The 17,839-nt window shown below is 59.5% G+C and carries 15 protein-coding genes and 1 riboswitch; of the genes, 4 read left to right on the top strand and 11 right to left on the bottom strand.

The window, feature by feature from the left end; genetic code table 11:
- Positions 1 to 133: 133 nt before the first annotated feature.
- The 4 genes from thiQ to sgrR form a co-directional block, all read right to left on the bottom strand.
- The gene (gene thiQ / locus CPA59_RS19275; RefSeq protein ID WP_100850156.1) at positions 134 to 826 is read right to left on the bottom strand and encodes a thiamine ABC transporter ATP-binding protein ThiQ; all 693 of its coding nucleotides are present in this window, start codon (positions 824 to 826) and stop codon (positions 134 to 136) included.
- Positions 810 to 2,420, bottom strand: coding sequence for a thiamine/thiamine pyrophosphate ABC transporter permease ThiP (gene thiP / locus CPA59_RS19270; RefSeq protein WP_107760461.1), 1,611 nt, complete (start codon positions 2,418 to 2,420; stop codon positions 810 to 812). Before thiP ends, thiQ begins: the two co-directional genes overlap by 17 nt.
- Positions 2,396 to 3,379: a thiamine ABC transporter substrate binding subunit gene (gene thiB, locus CPA59_RS19265; protein WP_107760897.1), complete on the bottom strand. Its 984-nt coding sequence runs from the start codon at positions 3,377 to 3,379 to the stop codon at positions 2,396 to 2,398. The genes thiP and thiB overlap by 25 nt, the downstream gene beginning before the upstream one ends.
- Before the next feature lie 42 nt (positions 3,380 to 3,421).
- Positions 3,422 to 3,531: riboswitch (TPP riboswitch) on the bottom strand.
- A gap of 56 nt (positions 3,532 to 3,587) precedes the next feature.
- Positions 3,588 to 5,255 (bottom strand): HTH-type transcriptional regulator SgrR, encoded by a 1,668-nt coding sequence (gene sgrR, locus CPA59_RS19260; RefSeq protein ID WP_107760459.1) that lies wholly within the window; start codon positions 5,253 to 5,255, stop codon positions 3,588 to 3,590.
- 111 nt (positions 5,256 to 5,366) lie between these two features.
- On the opposite strand from sgrR, the gene sgrT reads away from it, so the two are divergent.
- Positions 5,367 to 5,525: a glucose uptake inhibitor SgrT gene (gene sgrT / locus CPA59_RS19255; protein ID WP_038920241.1), complete on the top strand. Its 159-nt coding sequence runs from the start codon at positions 5,367 to 5,369 to the stop codon at positions 5,523 to 5,525.
- A gap of 120 nt (positions 5,526 to 5,645) precedes the next feature.
- On the opposite strand, the gene tnaA is transcribed toward sgrT, so the two are convergent.
- Positions 5,646 to 7,046, bottom strand: coding sequence for a tryptophanase (gene tnaA / locus CPA59_RS19250; RefSeq protein ID WP_049854682.1), 1,401 nt, complete (start codon positions 7,044 to 7,046; stop codon positions 5,646 to 5,648).
- A 96-nt stretch (positions 7,047 to 7,142) separates the two neighbouring features.
- Positions 7,143 to 7,253, bottom strand: coding sequence for a tryptophanase leader peptide (tnaC, locus tag CPA59_RS19245; RefSeq protein WP_071603989.1), 111 nt, complete (start codon positions 7,251 to 7,253; stop codon positions 7,143 to 7,145).
- A gap of 249 nt (positions 7,254 to 7,502) precedes the next feature.
- Between tnaC and CPA59_RS19240 the strand changes: the two genes are divergently transcribed.
- Positions 7,503 to 8,402 carry a siderophore-interacting protein gene (locus CPA59_RS19240; protein WP_107760457.1) on the top strand — a complete coding sequence of 300 codons (900 nt, stop codon included), beginning with the start codon at positions 7,503 to 7,505 and terminating at the stop codon, positions 8,400 to 8,402.
- A 411-nt stretch (positions 8,403 to 8,813) separates the two neighbouring features.
- Here CPA59_RS19240 and leuD read toward each other — a convergent pair whose 3' ends face one another.
- The 5 genes from leuD to leuL all read right to left on the bottom strand — a co-directional run bounded on the left by leuD (position 8,814) and on the right by leuL (position 13,677).
- Positions 8,814 to 9,416 carry a 3-isopropylmalate dehydratase small subunit gene (gene leuD / locus CPA59_RS19230; protein WP_107760455.1) on the bottom strand — a complete coding sequence of 201 codons (603 nt, stop codon included), beginning with the start codon at positions 9,414 to 9,416 and terminating at the stop codon, positions 8,814 to 8,816.
- Between the two features lie 12 nt (positions 9,417 to 9,428).
- Positions 9,429 to 10,829: a 3-isopropylmalate dehydratase large subunit gene (gene leuC, locus CPA59_RS19225; protein WP_107760453.1), complete on the bottom strand. Its 1,401-nt coding sequence runs from the start codon at positions 10,827 to 10,829 to the stop codon at positions 9,429 to 9,431.
- A 2-nt stretch (positions 10,830 to 10,831) separates the two neighbouring features.
- Positions 10,832 to 11,923 carry a 3-isopropylmalate dehydrogenase gene (leuB, locus tag CPA59_RS19220; protein ID WP_100850151.1) on the bottom strand — a complete coding sequence of 364 codons (1,092 nt, stop codon included), beginning with the start codon at positions 11,921 to 11,923 and terminating at the stop codon, positions 10,832 to 10,834.
- Positions 11,923 to 13,497, bottom strand: a complete 1,575-nt coding sequence (gene leuA, locus CPA59_RS19215) for a 2-isopropylmalate synthase (protein ID WP_038920233.1) — start codon at positions 13,495 to 13,497, stop codon at positions 11,923 to 11,925. Before leuA ends, leuB begins: the two co-directional genes overlap by 1 nt.
- Before the next feature lie 96 nt (positions 13,498 to 13,593).
- Positions 13,594 to 13,677, bottom strand: a complete 84-nt coding sequence (gene leuL / locus CPA59_RS23355; protein ID WP_107760451.1) for a leu operon leader peptide — start codon at positions 13,675 to 13,677, stop codon at positions 13,594 to 13,596.
- Between the two features lie 230 nt (positions 13,678 to 13,907).
- On the opposite strand from leuL, the gene CPA59_RS19205 reads away from it, so the two are divergent.
- Both CPA59_RS19205 and ilvI read left to right on the top strand, forming a co-directional pair.
- The gene (locus tag CPA59_RS19205) at positions 13,908 to 15,713 is read left to right on the top strand and encodes a long-chain fatty acid--CoA ligase (RefSeq protein WP_107760450.1); all 1,806 of its coding nucleotides are present in this window, start codon (positions 13,908 to 13,910) and stop codon (positions 15,711 to 15,713) included.
- Between the two features lie 405 nt (positions 15,714 to 16,118).
- Positions 16,119 to 17,837, top strand: a complete 1,719-nt coding sequence (gene ilvI, locus CPA59_RS19200; RefSeq protein ID WP_038920231.1) for an acetolactate synthase 3 large subunit — start codon at positions 16,119 to 16,121, stop codon at positions 17,835 to 17,837.
- The last annotated feature ends 2 nt before the right edge of the window (positions 17,838 to 17,839 follow it).

The raw sequence follows: 17,839 nt of genomic DNA, 5'->3' as shown, positions 1-17,839 counted from the left end.
GGTTAATCAGCGTCTTCATCTAACCATGAGTGCGGAAAATCAGACAAGGCTCCGTTACGCTGAAAAAGCAAAATCGTGCGGAAGATCACATTTTTTTGGTAAGGGTTTCACTTTGTCATTTCAGACCGAACTGTCATCCCAGACCGAGCACCCGCGCCGCATCCGGATGGCTAGCCAGTTCGTTGGTCGGGCCGTCATGATAGATGCGGCCGTCCACCACCAGCACGCTGCGCGGCGCAATACGCGCGGCGTCTTCCAACTGGTGAGACACCATCAGCAGCGTCAACTGGCGATCCCGGCAGATCTCGTCCACCAGCGATAACATCTCCTGACGCAGCGCCGGGTCGAGCGCCGAGAACGGCTCGTCCAGCAGCAGGATCGGCTGCCGGCGGATCAGGCAGCGTGCCAGCGCCGCCCGTTGCCGTTGACCGCCGGAAACCTGCGACGGCAGGCGCTCCAGCAGCTCCGACAGTCCCATTCGGCTGGCGATATCGCGCAGCGTATCTCGCTGTTCCGCATTCAGTTTCAGCCCGGGGTGCAGGCCGAGCGCGATATTCTGCGCCAGCGTCAGATGGGGAAACAGGTTGTTTTCCTGAAACAGGATCGACACCGGGCGTTTTGCCGGCGGCGTGGCGCGGTGATCCTGTCCATTAAGCTGCAAGCGGCCGCCGTCGGCCGGCAGAAAACCGGCGATCAGGCTGAGCAAGGTACTTTTTCCCGCGCCGCTTGGGCCCAGAATGGCGATACGCTCGCCGGGCTGCGCCTGTAAATCGAAGCGCATCGGCAGGTGTTGGTAGAGATAGGTCAACTTATCGAGCGCGATCATTAAGGCCTGCCAGTTTTTCAATCAGGGTAAACAGCATAAAACACAACATCAGCAGTAAAAGCGCCGTCACCGCGCCGTCGGCGCTGCGATAAGCGCCAATCTGCTGATAGAGATAAAACGGCAGGGTGCGAAACTGTTCGTTGCCGAACAGGGCGATGATGCCGAAATCGCCCACCGAGAGCACGCTGGCAAAGGCCAGCGCCTGGGCGATGGGCGCGCGCAGCGCCTTTAGTTCCACCACTCTGAGACGGTGCCAGCCGCGGATATCCAACGACTGGCACAACAGACTATAACGCGACGCCGTGTCATACATCGGGTTTTCCAGCACTTTCATCGCATAGGGGATTGCCAGCAGCGCGTTGGTCAACACCACCAGTCCGTAGGGAGAAGCCGGTAATCCGATGGTGCGGTTAAACAGCAGGAAAAAACCGGACGCCAGCACAATCCCCGGCATCGCCAGAATCAGCATCCCGCTTATATCCAGCAACTGGGCGGAGAGCCCCCGCCGGCGCAGTTTCAGTTCCCGGCTGCTCCACAGCAGCATCAACGTCAGCACCACGCTAAGCGCGCCGGCGGCCAGCGCGATGCGCAGCGACGTCCAGAGCGTTTGCCATAACGCGGGCTGACGCAAGACATCCGGCAGCGAACGGTTCAGGCCGTCCGCCACCACCGCCAGCAGCGGCGGCAACAGCAATAGCAACGCTGCCGCAATCAGCAGCGTATCGGTAACGCGGCTGAACCCGCTGTCCTGCGGATCGCGCCAGCGCAGGCGGCTACTGGCTCCCACCGCCAGCAGCCGGCTCAGCCGCTGACTGAACAACACCAGCCCAAGACAGCACGCCATCTGCAACAGCGCCAGCAGCGCGGCGCGCGCCGGGTCATAATCGAAGCTCAACGCCTGATAGATCGCCAGTTCGATGGTGGTGGCCTGCGGGCCGCCGCCCAGCGCCAGTACGGTGGCGAAGCTGGCGAAACACAGCATGAAAATCAGCGCGCCGGCGGGCAACAACTGACGGCGCAGCCACGGCCACTCCACCAGCCGGAAAAAGTGCCAGCCGCGCAGGCCGAGCTGGGCCGCCAACTGGCGCTGCTCAGTGGCGATGCCTTCCAGCGCCTGCACAAACAGCCGGGTCGCCAGCGGCAGATTAAAAAAGACGTGGGCCAGCAGAATGCCCCGCAAACCATAAGGCGAAAAACGGTATTCGATACCGAATTGCATCAGCAGGCGCGCCAGCCAGCCTTCGCGGCCGTAGACGCTGAGGATGCCGAATACCGCCACCAGCACCGGCAGCACCAGCGTCATCGCGCACAGGCGCAGCAGCAGGCGATGGCCGGGAAAGCGGCGGCGGTACAACGCCCGCGCCAGAAACAGCGCGGGTAGCGTGGAAAGCAGCGCCGACAGCAGCGCCTGCCAGAAGCTGAAGCGAATGACATGCCACAGGTAGCTGTCATCCCACAGCGATCGCCAGGGCGTGCCGGGCGCGTCCAGCCACAGCGCGGCGAATGCCAGCGCCGCGGTGCCGGTCAGCAGCGCGGCCGCCAGCAGCCCCGGCCACAGCCAGCCGGGAATCAGCGGCTGACGGCGCGTTGCCATGCCTGTACCCAATTCGCGCGCTGCTCGGCCACCTGTTGCGAGGTGAACTCCAGCGCGGTAGCCGGCAACGACAGGGTGTTATAGCCCGCGGGCAGCTCGGTTTTGACAACCGGATACATCCAGTTGGTGGTCGGGATGATCTGCTGGAAGGTCGGGCTGACCATAAACTGCAGGAAGCGCGCTGCCAGTTGCGGATTTTTGCTGCCGGCCAATTGCGCGGCTACTTCGACCTGTAGATAGTGGCCTTCGCTGAAATTGGCCGCCGCGTAGCTGTCTTTCTTCTCGGCGATGAGGTGGTAAGCCGGGGAGGTGGTGTAGCTCAACACCAGATCGGCTTCGCCTTTCAGGAACAGGCCGTAGGCTTCGCTCCAGCCTTTGGTGACGGTGACGGTTTTGGCCGCCAGTTTCTGCCAGGCTTGCGGCGCCTTGTCGCCATAGACTTTCTGCATCCACAGCAACAGGCCCAGACCCGGCGTGCTGGTGCGCGGATCTTCATAGATCACTTTCCACGGCTGCTCGCTTTCCACCAGTTCGCGCAGGCTCTTGGGCGGGTTTTTCAGTTTGTCCTTGTTGTAGACGAAGGCGAAATAGCCATAGTCGAAGGGCAGGAAGGTGTCATTATGCCAGCCGCCGGGCACCGTCAACTCGCTGGTGTTGACACCATGCGGGGCGAACAGGCCGGTCTGCGCTGCCGCCTGTACCAGATTGTTATCCAGCCCCAGCACCACATCCGCCGGGGTATTTTTGCCTTCCATACGCAGGCGGTTGAGCAGAGCGACGCCATCTTCCAGCGCCACGAATTTCAGCTCGCAGTTGCACTCTTTTTCAAACGCGGTTTTGACGCCCGGACCGGGGCCCCATTCCGAGGCGAACGAGTCGTAGGTATAGACCGTCAGGGTCGGTTTGGCGAACACAGGGGCGGACAGCAGTAACAGGCAGGACAGTAATTTCTTTAACACTTTGCGCTCCAATTGTTGAAGGCGGCAAAGGTCTTTGAGCAAGCGGGATGCAGTCTCAAATCCCTTCGCCGGTATTAACCGGATCAGGTTCGACGGGTATTTTCTCAGCGATGCAACGCCTATGCGCGTTGACCGCACCCCGTTGAGAACGGCGGTATTGTAAAGTGTTTGTCACATCAGGAAAAGCGCCATGACCGGCGATGAGCAGTCATGGCGTCGGGTTCGGCGGCGCAAACCAGGCGGATTTGAAATCGAACCAGCCCAGCGTGTTCATGCGTAGCCCCCGCATGCTGGCCTGCCCCTGCAACCGCAACCAGTGGTGGAACAACGGGTGGAGTTGCTGGCGGCTGACCAGCGACTGGCACCATTCCGCCAGCGACAGCTCGCTCTGACGCCACTGACGCGCGGTGTGTTCCAGCTCGTCATCGCCCAGACAGTGCCGCAGCAGCGGCAGCTCGTACAGCATCGCGAACAGCGAAAATTCCAGCGGTAGATAAAAGTTGGCGCTGCCAAGCCAGAGATCGCTGGCGTCGTCGCCCTGACACCAGGCATCGAACTCCAGGCAGCGTAGCGTCAGCGTGACGCCGTGCGACGCCAGCAGGCGGCTCATGATGCTGCTTATCACCGCGTATTCGGGATGGTCACGGTAGCAGATGAGGGTGAGGTGGGTCAGGCCAACCGGTTTTTCCCGTACCGCCCGCGGTGGGCTGTGATGCCAGCGCGGCAGCAGGCCATAGGCGGGGGACCAGTCGCTCTGGTACGGGCTATCGGCCAGGCCAAGCATCGCCACCGGGCTTAACACCTGACACAGCCAGTGACGGATCTCCGGATCCGCCATCTGCGGCGAACGGCGGTCGAACAGCAGGAAATAGCAGCCTTCTTCCAGCCGGTTCTCCAGTTCATTGTCCGTGGTGTCGTCTCCCTGCAATGTAACCGTACAGGCGGGAATGATCGGCGCGTCCGGCAGCACCCAGATACTGACTTCGTCAATCAGCGCCCGGTAGCCGAAGTAGTCGTCAAACGCGGCGATTTTCAACTGGTTGGGCGAGTTGCGCACCACCTGATACGGCCCGGTGCCGATGGGCTGGCGCATAAAGTCCGGCAGCGTTTGCCACTCTTTGGGCAAGATCATCGCCGGTACGCTGCCGAGCAGCCACGGCAGCCAGTCATCCGGCATGCTGAGCCGGATATCCAGTACGAACGGCGTAGGGGAGGAGATGTCGCTCAGGTGTGAGAACAGCGGCAGCGCCGTCAGCCGGGACAGCGAGGCGATCACGTCCTCCATGGTCAGCTCCCGACCGTGGTGAAAACGGATGGCCGGGCGCAGATAGAAACGCCAGTGCAGCGGCGACAGCGCCTGCCAGTGGTGAGCGATATCCGGCAACAGTTCCCCATTTTCCTCATTTAGGCTGGTCAGCCCGCTGAAAATCTGACGGGCGATGTGGGTTTCCGAACGCCGCAACGCGCTGCCGGGCAACAGATTATGCATCGGCCGGTAGTACAGGATACGCAGCAGATGGCGCCCTTGCCGCACGCTACGCCCGAGGTGGGACAGCAACATCTGGCGCACGGTTTCCTTGTCGCCCACCAGTTGCACCAACTGATCGATGCGGTCCTGCTCCAGCAGGTCTTCGGCGCGCTGCTGTTGCAGGGCTAACCCCGTGTAGAGAAAGCCGAGGCGCGAGCGTTTGCCGCGCCCGGCTTCCGCCTGCCAGGTGAGCCAACCCTGTTGTTGCATGGCGTTCAGCAGAGAGCGGATATGACGGCGGGAGCAGTTGAGCAGCAGCGCCAGTTCCTGCAGCGTGGTGTCGGTATCCTGACCTTGCAGGCATTGCCATAACCGGATGAATTGTTGTTGCAGGCGTGGCGAGGACATAAAAGAGGAACTCCGTGGCTCAAGCTCATCAATATATTTTTCCCTATATTACGCGGATACTTTCAGTCAGTGAATGGTTCAGTACGTGAACCGCCGCGAAGGGGAGGCAATATGTGCCGGTTATTCCGCTTTTATCATCACTGGCTCTGCCGGGGATGCCGCCGGGGATGGGGCGCACTCACCGCCGCCCAGCGGATGGCGTTGCTGCTGCAGGTTACCCAATGGCAGATCCGGGACATGGATGAGGAAGACTATCGTCGCTGGTTGTAAGGCCGGCGGCGACATCGAATGAGAGTGAGAACAGCGGCGGGAAACCGCCGCAGTGTTCTGAGTAATGGTGCTGTTCACCAGCCAGCGGAGTATTCCGCTGGCTTTTTTTATGGCGGAGCGTTATTCCACCGGTTTCAAGCGGGCGACAAAGTGGCGTAATACCGGCGGTTCGTAGGTAAAGGTCAGGCCTTTGATGCTGCCGGCTCTTTCCTTCAGCGCGATCAGCGAGTCGGCGATGTAATCCATGTGGTCGTTGGTATACACCCGACGCGGGATGGTCAGGCGCAGCAGTTCCAGCGGCGACGGTTTCTGCTCGCCGGTGTCCGGATCCCGCCCCAGCAACAATGAGCCGATTTCCACGCTGCGGATACCCGCTTCCAGATAGAGCTCGTTATTCAGCGCCTGCGCCGGGAACTGTTCCGCCGGGATATGCGGCAACAGCTTTTTGGCATCGACAAACACCGCGTGCCCGCCTACCGGGTATTGAATCGGGATACCGCCGGCGCGCAGGCGCTCGCCGAGGTAGGTCACCTGACCAATGCGGTAGGTCAGATAGTCCTCGTTCATGCCTTCTTCCAGCCCGATGGCTAACGCTTCCATGTCGCGCCCGGCCAGGCCGCCATAGGTGACGAAGCCTTCCATCGGCACGCAGCGAATACGCACCTCATTGAACAGCTCTTCGTCACTGCGAAAACAGCATAGGCCGCCGATGTTCACCATCGGATCCTTTTTCGCCGACATGGTGAGCATGTCGCCGTACTGATACATCTCGTGGACGATCTCTTTGATCGAACGGTTTTCATAGCCGGCTTCGCGCTGTTTGATAAACCAGGCGTTTTCGCAGAACCGGGCCGAGTCGATCACTACCGGGATCCCGTGCTGCTGCGCGATGCGATACACCGCGCGCATGTTGCCCATCGAGATCGGCTGGCCGCCGGAGCTGTTACAGGTGACGGTGGTAATGATCGCCACCACGTTGTCCGCGCCGTGCTGTTCAATGGTGGTTTGCAGCAGGTCAAGGTCGAAATCGCCCTTCCAGTCGTAATAGGTGGTGGTATCGAAGGCTTTTGGCGTCACCACGTTGATGGCGCGCGCGCCGTTCAGTTCCACGTGGGCGGCGGTGGTATCGAAATGGAAGTTGGAAATAAACACCGGTTTCTTGCCGCCGCCGGCGCGCTGTTTTTTGGCGATCAGACACGGGAACAGGATTTGCTCCGCGCCGCGCCCCTGATGGGTCGGAATGGTGAACGGATAACCCAGCAGCGCCTTCACCTGATCACACAGGTGGTAGTAGTTGCGCGACCCGGCGTAGGCCTCGTCGCCCATCATCAGCCCCGCCCACTGGCGGTCGCTCATGGCGCCGGTGCCGGAGTCGGTCAGCAGGTCGATATAAACATCTTCGCTGCGCAGCAGAAACGGGTTGTAGCCTGCTTCCTGCAGGGCGCGTTCCCGTTCGTCGCGGGTGGTCATACGGATGTTTTCTACCATTTTGATGCGAAAAGGCTCAGGAATGCGTTTCATGCGATATCTCCATGACGCCCGTCGGCAGACGTAACCGCCGCGGTATGACGTCAAAAATAAATTGAAATAAAAGGGAAAAATCAGAGCAAAGCTGAATCAGGCATGAAACGGGCGTGGGAAATCGTTGGTGAGACGGTGGTCGATGTTGAACCAGGGGCGACAATCGCCGGAGAGGCTCAGGCGATAACACCGGATAACGCGTGTCATGAGGTCTCCTTATCTCGTGAGTAACGAATAATCAGAATAGGCGAAAAGCGGCGGACAAAACCGTGATCCCGCAGGCAATCCGGAGGTGGCTGGCGATGATTGGTATGAGAATAGAAATTGAGTCAATAATGTTTCTCATTATCGTGAGTAAATGATAAAACTGTGCGGGGTTTGAGGCCGTTATCGGCACAAGTCATTAACAGGCGGCACGTTGCCGGAGAGTCACAAGCAGAGAGGTAGAGGCGAGTTATGGCTGGGGTAAAGGAATATAAAGTGTTTGATGTTACGTTGGCCCACAAGACATTGCTTACCCCATCGCTGATGCGTTGTGTATTCAGCGGCGAAGCGGTGAAGAAGATGAAAATCTGCTCGCCGGATCAACGAATTAAAGTATTGCTGCCCGCCGAGGACGGCACGCCGCCGCGTCTGCCGGATGTCGGCGAGTGGTACAAGCTGGTGCAGGCAATGCCCAAAGCGCAACGCCCGATTCCCCGCACCTACACGCTGCGCAGTCTGGATACCGTCGCCGGAGAAATGGTGGTGGAGTTCGTGGTGCACGGCACCGAAGGCCCGGCTTCAGCCTGGGCGATGAGCGCGCAGCCCGGCGAAGAATTGCAGGTAGTGGCGCCGCGCGGCGATTTTGCCGGCGATAACGGCGGCTATGAATGGGTACTGTCGGAAAATACCCGTCAGGTGCTGCTGATGGGGGATGAAACCGCGCTGCCGGCGATCAAAGGCATTCTGGAACAGTTATCGCAACTGGATAACCCGCCGCAGGTGCAGGCTTTTATCGAAGTACCGTTGCAGGCGGATTGCATCGACTATCGCCATCTGGCGTTCGCCGAAGTGGTGTGGCTACCGCGCGAAGGTACCGACGCGAGCTATGGCGAGCGCTTGCTGGACGCGGCGCGTCAGTCGGTACGTCTGCCGGAAAACACTCACGCTGGCGCGGTAACGGTGGCTGAGATTCCGGATGGTGAAATCATGTGGGAGCGGGCAAATGTCCAGCAAGGTCAGTTCTTCGGCTGGGTAGCGGCCGAATCGTCAGCGGTGAAAGCACTGCGCCGTTACCTGTTGGGAGAAAAAGGCATGACGCAGGAGTCCATCACTTTTATGGCTTACTGGAGCTGCGGTCCGCGTTCCCACTGAGGTTGTTGACAAACAACCGTGTTGTTTTGTTGCTGGCGAATTTATGCAAGATCAGTGAGAAGTTTCGTGCGTGATAACGACGGTTGTTCCTTTGCAACGTCATCGCACGCACGACAAGGAGAGGCTCAGACGCCGCCTCTCCTTGACCACTGGCTGGGGGCTAAACTGCGCCGCTACCGCGGTCCCTTCGGCGTTCGCCTTCGCTGTTCGGGCCGCCCGTGACGCGCTCCCGGCGCGGCACGGGCTTTCGCGACGTCCTGTCGCTCACCCGGCGAAGTCGCCCACCTCAGCACAGTTTTTGACGCCGAAAACCTCTTTACCTTGCACTTACGCGGTTTGTCTGTAATCAAAAGCCCACCGAAGTGGGCTTTGTGCTCGTTGTCAGGCAGGCAGCCAAACGGCGAAGCCGAATTAACGCAGGAATGCCGGTTGTTGCTGCTCGTAGCGGGAGATGGCCGCTTCGTGCTGCAGCGTCAGGCCGATGCTGTCCAACCCGTTGATCATGCAGTGACGGCGGAAGCTGTCGATATCGAACGAGTAGGTTTTGTCGCCCGCGTTCACCTGCTGCGCTTCCAGATCCACCGTGAAGGTGATGCCTTCTTGGCTCGCCACCAGTTTGAACAGGGAGTCGATATCGGATTCGCTCAGTTTGACCGGCAACAGCTGATTGTTGAATGAGTTGCCGTAAAAAATGTCGGCGAAGCTGGGGGCGATCACCACCCTGAAACCGTAATCGGTCAGCGCCCACGGCGCGTGCTCGCGGGAAGAACCGCAGCCGAAGTTCTCGCGCGCCAGCAGGATGCTGGCGCCTTTGTAGCGCGGCTGGTTCAGCACGAAATCCGGGTTGGGCTGCTGGCCCGCGTCATCCAGAAAACGCCAGTCGTGAAACAGATGCTGACCGAAACCGGTGCGGGTCACCTTTTGCAGAAACTGCTTCGGGATAATCGCGTCGGTATCGACGTTGGCGGCATCCAGCGGCACCACCAAACCAGTGTGTTGGGTAAATTTAGCCATGGATTGCCTCTCTTAATTCAGTTCACGAATGTCTGCGAAACGACCGGTAACCGCCGCCGCCGCCGCCATAGCCGGGCTAACCAGATGGGTGCGGCCGCCGCGGCCCTGACGCCCTTCAAAGTTGCGGTTACTGGTGGAGGCGCAACGCTCGCCCGGATTCAGGCGGTCGTTGTTCATCGCCAGACACATGGAGCAGCCGGGCAGACGCCATTCGAAGCCGGCATCCAGAAAGATTTTATCCAGACCTTCTTCTTCCGCCTGCGCCTTGACCGGACCGGAGCCGGGGACGACATACGCCTGCACGCCGGCGGCCACTTTACGGCCTTTGGCGATGGCGGCGGCAGCGCGCAGATCTTCGATACGAGAGTTGGTGCAGGAACCGATGAATACTTTGTCGATCGCCACTTCCGTCAGTTTCACGCCCGGCTGCAGGCCCATATAAGCCAGCGCTTTTTCCGCCGAGGCGCGCTCCACCGGGTCGCTAAAGGATTCCGGCGCCGGGATGATTTGATCGACGGCGATCACCTGACCGGGGTTGGTGCCCCAGGTCACCTGCGGGGCGATATCGGCGGCGTTCAGCGTCACTACTGCGTCGTAATGCGCGTCGGCATCGGAGCGCAGGGTTTTCCAGTATTCCACCGCCGCGTCCCAGTCGCTGCCGGTGGGCGCGAACTGGCGGCCTTCCAGGTAAGCGAAGGTGGTGTCGTCCGGCGCTACCAGACCGGCTTTGGCGCCCATTTCGATCGCCATGTTGCACAGGGTCATGCGGCCTTCCATGCTCAGCGCTTCAATCGCCTTGCCGGTGAATTCCACCACATGGCCGGTGCCGCCGGCGCTGCCGGTTTTACCGATGATCGCCAGCACGATGTCTTTGGCGGTGATGCCGGTGGCGGCGTCGCCGGCGACATCGATCTTCATGGTTTTGGCACGGCCCTGTTTCAGGGTTTGCGTCGCCAGCACATGCTCTACTTCCGAGGTGCCGATGCCGAACGCCAGCGAGCCGAACGCGCCGTGGGTGGCGGTGTGGGAGTCGCCGCAGACGATGGTCATGCCCGGCAGCGTCATGCCTTGCTCCGGCCCGATAACGTGCACGATGCCCTGAAACGGGTGATTCAGGTCGTACAGCTGCACGCCGAACTCGGCGCAGTTCTTGATCAGTTCCTGCATCTGGATGCGGGCCATCTCGCCGCTGGCGTTGATGTCGCGGGTCTGGGTGGACACGTTGTGATCCATGGTGGCGAAGGTTTTGCCCGGTTGACGGACTTTGCGGCCCATGGCGCGCAGGCCGTCGAACGCCTGCGGCGAAGTCACTTCATGCACCAGATGACGGTCGATATACAGCAACGGGGTTTCATTCGGCGCCTCGTGCACCAGGTGCGCGTCGAACAGTTTCTGATATAAGGTCTTACCCATGATTAGGCCCCTTCTGCTACAAATCGGGCGATGGCGTCGCCCATTTCATCGGTGGTGACGGCGTTGCCGCCGCTGACCAGATCGCCGGTACGGTAACCTTCCGCCAGCGCCTGATTGACCGCCTGCTCAATGGCGGTGGCGGCGTCATCAGCCCCCAGGCTGTAGCGCAGCAGCAGCGCGGCGGACAGGATTTGGGCGATCGGGTTGGCGATGTTCTTGCCGGCGATATCCGGCGCGGAACCGCCTGCCGGCTCGTACAGGCCGAAACCTTGTTCATTCAGGCTGGCGGACGGCAACATGCCCATCGAACCGGTGATCATCGCGCACTCGTCGGACAGGATGTCGCCGAACAGGTTGGAGCACAGCAGTACGTCAAACTGAGACGGATCCTTGATCAACTGCATGGTGGCGTTGTCGATGTACAGATGGTTCAGACGGACATCCGGGTAGTCGCGGGCGATCTCGCTGACGATTTCGCGCCACAGGATCGAGCTTTGCAGTACGTTGGCCTTGTCGATGGAGGTGACGATGCTGCGGCGTTTGCGCGCGGACTCAAAAGCGATGCGGGCAATACGCTCGATTTCGAAACGGTGATACACCTCGGTGTCGAAGGCGCGTTCGTACATGCCGCTGCCTTCGCGGCCTTTCGGCTGACCAAAGTAGATGCCGCCGGTCAGTTCACGCACGCACAGGATGTCAAAGCCGTTGGCGGCGATGTCGCTACGCAGCGGACAGAAGGCTTCCAGCCCCTGATACAGGCGCGCCGGGCGCAGGTTGCTGAACAGACGGAAGTGTTTGCGCAGCGGCAGCAGCGCTCCACGCTCCGGTTGTTCCGCCGGCGGCAGGTGTTCCCATTTCGGGCCGCCGACCGAACCGAACAGAATGGCGTCCGCCTGCTCGCAACCTTCAACCGTGCCCTGCGGCAGCGGCGTGCCCTGACGGTCGATGGCGATGCCGCCCACGTCGTACTCGCTGGTGGTGATGCGCAGACCAAAACGCTGGCGAACCGCATCCAATACTTTATACGCCTGAGCCATTACTTCCGGGCCGATGCCGTCACCGGGTAAGACGGCAATATGGTAACTCTTGCTCATCACACTGTTTCCTGACTGTTGTGTTTGTTGTGTTGCTGCAAACGCTGCACTTCTTTTTCAACCAGTTGCGCGCGTTTGATGTTGTTTAATACGTTAACCATCGCGTTGGCGGAGGATTCCACGATATCAGTCGCCAGACCCACGCCGTGGAAACGGCGTCCCTGATATTCCACCACGATGTCCACCTGACCGAGCGCTTCTTTACCCTGTCCCTTGGCGGACAACTGGTATTTGACCAGCGTAATCGGGTAGCCGGTGATACGGTTGATGGCCTGGTACACGGCGTCTACCGGGCCGTTGCCGGTGGCGGCTTCGGACAGTGTCTCTTCGCCGCATGACAATTTGACGGACGCGGTCGCCATCACGCTGGAGCCGGACTGAACGCTGAAGTAGTCCAGACGATAGAACTCGGTGCTTTCCTGCTGACTATTAATGAACGCCAGCGCTTCCAGGTCATAATCGAACACCTGGCCTTTCTTGTCGGCCAACTTGAGGAAGTCGGCGTACAGGGTATCCAGATTGTAGTCGCCTTCTTTATAGCCCATCTCTTCCATGCGGTGTTTGACCGCGGCGCGACCGGAACGGGAAGTCAGGTTCAACTGCACTTCTTTCAGGCCGATGGATTCCGGCGTCATGATTTCGTAGTTTTCGCGGTTCTTCAGCACGCCGTCCTGATGGATGCCGGAAGAGTGAGCGAAGGCGTTGGAACCCACCACCGCCTTGTTGGCCGGGATCGGCATGTTGCAGATCTGGCTGACTGTCTGGCTGGTGCGGTAGATTTCCTGATGATTGATGCCGGTGTGCAGGTTCATCAACTGGCTGCGCACTTTGATCGCCATAATCACTTCTTCCAGCGAGCAGTTGCCGGCGCGTTCGCCGATACCGTTCAGCGTGCCTTCCACCTGACGTGCGCCTGCGTGCACCGCCGCCATAGCGTTGCCCACCGCCAGACCGAGATCGTCGTGGGTGTGCACGGAAATGATGGCTTTATCGATGTTGGGAACGCGCTGATACAAGGAAGCGATGATGTTGCCGAATTCGTGGGGCAGGGTGTAACCGACGGTGTCCGGGATGTTGATGGTGCGGGCGCCGGCGTTGATCGCGGCTTCCACTACCCGGCTCAAATCTTCGATCGGGGTGCGGCCGGCGTCTTCGCAGGAGAACTCCACGTCGTCGGTGTAGTTGCGGGCGCGTTTGATCATGTAGGTCGCGCGTTCAATCACCTCATCCAGCGTGCTGCGCAGCTTGGTGGCGATATGCATCGGCGAGGTGGCGATAAAGGTGTGGATGCGGAATGCCTCGGCGACGCGCAAGGATTCGGCGGCGACATCGATATCTTTCTCGACGCAGCGGGCGAGGGCGCAGACGCGGCTATTCTTGATATTGCGGGCGATGGTCTGTACGGATTCGAAATCGCCGGGGGAGGACACCGGAAAACCCACTTCCATCACGTCGACGCCCATTCTTTCCAGCGCCAGCGCGATCTGGAGTTTTTCCTTCACACTCAGGCTGGCCTGCAGCGCTTGCTCACCGTCACGCAACGTCGTATCGAAAATAATAACTTGTTGGTTCATCGGTCTGGTTCCTTTGTTCTGTTTGCTTGGGCGCCCGGCGAGTAAAAAAAAACCCGCGCAACGGCGCGGGTTTTTTATATGAGGTGTGACGTGAAATCAGCTCTGGATTTCGCCCACCGGCATACCGCGCACGTGAGATGCGTTTAGTAGTAGGCCTAGTAGCTGAGCGAAGTTAAACATGCTGTTTCGTTGTCCAAATCGATTAAAAATTCATTTCTGCTTTTATTGGTACTTGATTCCCGCATTGATGTCAACCTCGGGATCGCATACGGTAGCCGTATCCGGTGTGTTTTACCCGTCACATTCCCGGCTGAAAAGCGGCGGAAAGCGCTTTGAGGCTGTTGATGGGCGCGGTAGACTGCCTGCCCAATTTTTACGCCCATTTTTGAGATTGCCAGGCCCGCACGCGCATGAAGACGAATTCACTCTCGCACTACCATCTGGTTCACCGTATTCAGCAGCAAATTGCTCAGCGCCCTAACGCGCTGGCGTTTCGCGAATGGGCGCCTGAACAGGAACAGCAGCTCGACTGGCATCAGGTAGGCGAGCGTATCCGCCGCATTGCCTGCGGCCTGCTGGGGCTGGGCGTTGATGTTCAGGAACGGGTGGCGATCTTTTCCGACAACGCCATCACCTGGTCGCTGGCGGATCTGGCGTTGCTGCACCTGCGGGCGATTACCGTACCGCTGTATGCCACCAGCGCGGCGGCGCAGGCGTCGTTCATTCTGAATGACGCGGATATCCGTACCGTTTTTGTCGGCGGTCAGGCGCAGTTTGATCTGCTGATGTCGCTGCGCGACAGCTGTCCGCAACTGCGCACCATTATTCTGCTGGATGAGCAGATTCGCCGTCGCGGTTGCGACATCGCGGTATCGCTGGAGGAATTTGAAGCGCAGGCGGAGTTGTCGGTGTGGGAGCCGGTGCTGCGCCAACGGGTGGCCGATCGGGATTTGAGCGATCTGTTTACGTTGATCTACACCTCCGGCACCACCGGCGAGCCCAAAGGGGTGATGCTGGATTATGCCAACATGGCGACCCAACTGGTGCTGCATGATGGGCGGCTGCAGACGAGCGAACAGGACGTATCGCTGTGCTTTTTACCGTTGTCGCATGTCTTCGAACGCGCCTGGAGCTTCTTCATCATGCATCGCGGCGCGCAGAACGTGTACCTGCGCGACACCGATCAGGTCCGTGCGGCGATGGCGGCGGTCAGCCCTACCGTTATGTGCGCGGTGCCGCGTTTCTACGAGAAAGTGTTCAGCGCCATCCATGAGAAAGTGGCGCAGGCGCCGTGGCACCGGCGCACGTTGTTTCACTGGGGGATCGCCCAGGGCCATAAATGGTTTTTACGCCGGCAGGATGGGAAACGCGCCGGAGTGTGGAACGCGCTGACGTATCGTCTTGCCGATCGGCTGGTGCTGTCGCGTCTGCGCCAGTTGCTGGGAGGAAAGGTCCGTTTTCTGCCGGCGGCGGGTGCGCGTCTGGATGACAATATCATCGCCTTTTTCCAGGCGATGGGCGTCCGTATCGTTTATGGTTACGGCCTGACGGAGACCTGCGCCACCGTGTCCTGCTGGGAAGCCGACCACTACCGGTTGGGGTCGGTCGGGACGCCGCTGCCGGGCATCGATGTGCGCATCGGCGAACAAAATGAAATTCAGGTGCGCGGCGCCACCGTGATGCGCGGCTACTATCGCCGCCCACAGGATACGGAAGCCGCCTTTACGCCGGATGGCTGGTTCAAAACCGGCGATGTGGGCGAGGTGGACGCCAATGGCAACCTGTTCATCACCGAACGCCTTAAGGATCTGATGAAAACCTCGGGCGGCAAATACATTGCGCCGCAACATCTGGAAGGCGCGCTGGGACAGGATCGCTTCATTGAACAGGTGGCGGTGATCGCCGACGCCCGCAAGTACGTCTCCGCGCTAATCGTCCCTTGCTTTGAGGCGCTGGAGGAGTATGCCCGCTCGATCAATCTGGGGTATCAGGATCGATTGGAGCTGTTGCGCCACAACCATATCCTGTCGCTGTTTGAACAGCGATTGCGCGATGTGCAAAAAGAGTTCGCGCGTTTTGAACAGGTGAAGAAATTTACCCTGCTGCCTGCGCCGTTTAGTCAGGAAGAGGGCGAACTGACCCCGACATTAAAACTCCGCCGCAAGGTCATTCATCAGCGTTATCAGCTGGAAATCGAGGCCATGTACGCCGACTAGCAGACGTATTGGTGGCAAATCATCGCGCTGCATCGCAATTTTATCGTCAATATTTCACTCTGTAATGCCTGACCACGGCGGGATATTTTTTAACGCTGTGGTCACTCCCCAGCGTTTTATCTCTTTGCTCTCTCTTTTAACAGTTGATTTACCATAATCGCGTCACTCCCAGCGGCAGCGCGGCGTTTGCCTGCTTCATAATCCGGCGTTATGTTAATAAGTTATATGTAAAAACCCGGGCGGTGTTGGGCGATGAGGCCGGCGTGTGATTGGAAACCGAATCCACGCTTTGCGTCTTCATTCACCAGACGCCGTCTCAATGAGCACGGGGTGTTCCCTGTCAATACAGAAGCGACCCGCTATCTGAACAATTCGCATCTGAACAATAAAATAAGAGGCAAACCCATGGAGATGTTGTCAGGCGCCGAGATGGTGATTCGATCGCTGATCGATCAGGGCGTAAAACATGTGTTCGGCTATCCGGGCGGCGCGGTGCTGGATATTTATGATGCGCTACACACCGTCGGCGGCATAGAACACATTCTGGTGCGCCACGAGCAGGGCGCGGTGCATATGGCCGACGGCTACGCCAGAGCGACCGGCGAAGTGGGCGTGGTGCTGGTCACCTCCGGCCCGGGCGCCACCAACGCCATTACCGGCATCGCCACGGCGTATATGGATTCCATTCCGCTGGTGGTGATTTCCGGTCAGGTCGCCACCTCGCTGATTGGCTATGACGCCTTTCAGGAGTGCGACATGGTGGGGATTTCTCGCCCGGTGGTGAAGCACAGCTATCTGGTCAAACAGACCGAAGACATTCCCACCGTGCTGAAAAAAGCCTTCTATCTCGCGTCTACCGGCCGCCCCGGCCCGGTGGTGGTGGATTTGCCGAAAGACATTCTCAACCCGGCCAAAAAACTGCCTTATGCCTATCCCGATCAGGTCAGCCTGCGCTCCTACAACCCGACGGTACAGGGCCATAAAGGCCAAATCAAACGCGCGTTGCAGACGTTGCTGGCCGCCGAGCGTCCGGTGATTTACAGCGGCGGCGGCGTGATCAACGCCAATTGCCATCAGGAACTGCGCGAACTGGCGGAAAAACTCAACCTGCCGGTGGCAAGCTCGCTGATGGGGCTGGGCGGTTTTCCGGGCACGCATCGCCAGAGTCTCGGTATGCTCGGCATGCACGGCACGTATGAAGCCAATATGGCGATGCACAACGCCGACGTGATTTTTGCCGTCGGGGTGCGTTTTGACGACCGAACTACCAATAACCTGACCAAGTACTGCCCGAACGCCACCATTTTGCATATCGATATCGACCCGGCGTCCATTTCCAAAACCGTGGCGGCGGATATCCCGATCGTCGGCGATGCCCGTCAGGTGCTTGGCCTGATGCTGGAACTGCTGGCGCAGGGGGAAGCGCAACAACAATTCGACGCGATGCGCGACTGGTGGCTGCGCATCGAACAGTGGCGCGCGCGTCAGTGCCTGAAATACAACACCGACGGCGACGCCATCAAACCGCAGGCGGTGATCGAAACCCTGCATCGTCTGACGGAAGGCAAGGCTTACGTGGCATCCGACGTGGGGCAGCACCAGATGTTCGCCGCGCTGTACTACCCGTTTGATTTGCCGCGCCGCTGGGTCAATTCCGGCGGCCTGGGCACTATGGGCTTCGGCCTGCCCGCCGCGCTCGGCATCAAGCTGGCGTTGCCGCAGGAAACGGTCATCTGCGTCACCGGCGACGGCAGTATCCAGATGAATATTCAGGAGTTGTCCACGGCGTTGCAGTATGACCTGCCGATTGTGGTAGTCAGCCTCAACAACCGCTTCCTCGGTATGGTGAAACAGTGGCAGGACATGATCTACTCCGGCCGTCACTCCAGTTCCTACATGGAATCCCTGCCGGATTTCGTCAAACTGGCGGAGGCTTACGGTCACGTCGGCATCACCATCGATACTCCGGATGAGCTGGAGCCGAAGCTGAAAGCGGCGCTGGAACAGAAAAACCGTCTGGTGTTCGTGGATGTGCGGGTGGACAGCAGCGAGCATGTCTATCCGATGCAGATCCGCGGCGGCGGGATGGATGAGATGTGGTTAAGCAAAACGGAGAGGACCTGATC

This window comes from Dickeya sp. Secpp 1600, from assembly GCF_003049805.1.
In the GTDB taxonomy this organism is placed as follows: domain Bacteria; phylum Pseudomonadota; class Gammaproteobacteria; order Enterobacterales; family Enterobacteriaceae; genus Dickeya; species Dickeya fangzhongdai.
Note: the sequence above shows the minus strand (reverse complement) of the source record. Positions and strands in the feature narration are given on the sequence as shown.